The sequence below is a fragment of the Microcoleus sp. A003_D6 genome (assembly GCF_036702825.1).
Taxonomy (GTDB): Bacteria; Cyanobacteriota; Cyanobacteriia; order Cyanobacteriales; family Microcoleaceae; genus Microcoleus.
The window spans coordinates 1-1,099 of the sequence record NZ_JAUBWA010000298.1; the positions used below are offsets into that span (position 1 = coordinate 1).

Annotated in this window: 1 protein-coding gene; it reads left to right on the forward strand. The window is 39.8% G+C overall.

Annotation, left to right across the window (positions count from 1 at the left end):
* The first annotated feature begins 5 nt into the window (after nucleotides 1-5).
* Nucleotides 6-1,078 (forward strand): ISKra4 family transposase gene (locus QUB70_RS32560; protein WP_332985933.1). Its coding sequence is split into 2 segments (ribosomal slippage): nucleotides 6-159 and nucleotides 159-1,078, totalling 1,074 coding nucleotides; the frame shifts between segments, so codons are not numbered across the junction.
* Nucleotides 1,079-1,099: the final 21 nt, after the last annotated feature.

The window sequence follows — 1,099 nt, forward strand, 5'->3', positions numbered from 1 at the left end:
AAAGCATGACCCCAGAAGAACAGCAGAAAATCCAAATAAATCTCCAAGAAATAGCAGAGATCCTTTATAAAAATACCCCAGTAGACAATCTACAAAGCTTTGAATCCGTAGAACTGAGTGTGAGGGAACATTTAATTGAGACAGTAGCACCAGAAATTAGCGGTTTTTTTTTAACTCGGCGGGGGGAAAAGGTTCTGGGAGAAAAAGAACCATAAAAAGCTGCGTAGGAGAAATAACTCTATCGAGTAAGCAAGCCCAAAAGCTGGGAGTAAAAAAGGGAAGTCGTCTGAGTCCTAATTTGGAAAAATGTTGTTTATTATTAGTGGTCCATGAATCCTTTGCCAATGCTGAGAGAGACTTAAAAATGTTGACAGGCATTTATGTACCGCACAGTACACAACATCGACTGTTAGAGCGTTATAAATTGCCTGAACCTGAAGCTACCGAGCAAGTAAAAGCATTGAGTATAGACGGAGGAAATGTCAGACTGAGAACTCATGAAGGAGAGGAAAGTATCTGGAGGAATTATAAGGCGGTTAAGATACATGGTCAAGTAGGGGCAGCTTTTTTCCAAAATAATCCAGATTTAGTGGCATGGGTAAATAGCCAACCTCAAAGTGAAGCGATAACCTGCTTGGGAGATGGTCATGATGGGGTGTGGAATCTGTTTAATCAAATTGGGACTATAGAGCAAAGAAGAGAGGTACTCGATTGGTATCATTTGATCGAAAATTTACATAAAGTAGGAGGTTCGGTCAAACGACTGAAGAGAGCGCAGAATAAACTGTGGCAAGGGTCAACAGTAGAAGCTCTAACCGAATTTGTAGGGGTTACGAGTAAAGAAAGTGAAAAATTCCAGAAATATCTGCGAAAACATCAGTCAAGAATCCCAGATTACCAGAATTATCAACATCTTGGTATTGACATTGGTTCGGGAGCTGTAGAGTCTTTAATTAAACAGATTGGAGCAAGAATTAAGATTGTAGGTGCACAGTGGAATGAAAAAAATGTGCCTCAAATTTTAAGGCTGAGATGTGCGTATTTAAATAACGACATCAAGCTAAGTATTTCTGCTTAGTCAAAAAGTGGGATGCTCCCG